The 577-nt window shown below is 65.9% G+C and carries 1 protein-coding gene; it reads right to left on the minus strand.

The genetic code is table 11. From position 1 onward, the window contains the following. Positions 1-23 precede the first annotated feature (23 nt). The coding region (locus AUV08_RS04950; protein ID WP_197463615.1) for a transposase at positions 24-577 on the minus strand (554 nt) is incomplete at its 5' end.

Here is a 577-nt window from a genome sequence, read left to right on the forward strand (position 1 = left end):
GGCTCTTCGGACATTCGGTGGGGTCATGGGGTGAGTCCGCCGGCGGCGAGGAGCATTCGTAGGCGGTAGTTCTCGCGGTTGCGGAAGCCGCGAGCGAGGCGACGATGCAGCTCGATGATCCCGTTGATTGCTTCGGTGCCGCCGTTGTTTGCTCGGCTGGTGGTGAAGTAGGCGAGGAACGCTGAGCGCCAGCGTCGCAGGGTGCGGCCGAGGCGTGCGATCTCGGGGATCGGACAGGTGTGGAACGACTCGACGACCTTCTCGGCGATCTGTCGCCCCTCAGCGAGGTCCTTCTGGTGATAGGCCGAGCGAAGTTGCTGCGCGCACTGCCATGCGACGAACACCTCGTCGTGGGCCGGGTTCGCCTCGATGGCTGCGGTCAGGCGCGCCCACTGCTTGTCGGTGAGGTTCTCAGCCCCGGCGCGGAGGATGGTCTGGATCCCGTAGAGCGGATCACCTTTCCGACCGCGATGGCCGAGAGTGTCTTGCTGGACCCGACGGCGAACCTCGTCGACCGCGACGGTGCCGAGCTTGACGACATGGAACGCGTCCAGCACGGCGGTGGCATCTTGCAGTT

Source organism: Micrococcus sp. CH7 (assembly GCF_001595485.1).
Lineage (GTDB): Bacteria > Actinomycetota > Actinomycetes > Actinomycetales > Micrococcaceae > Micrococcus > Micrococcus luteus.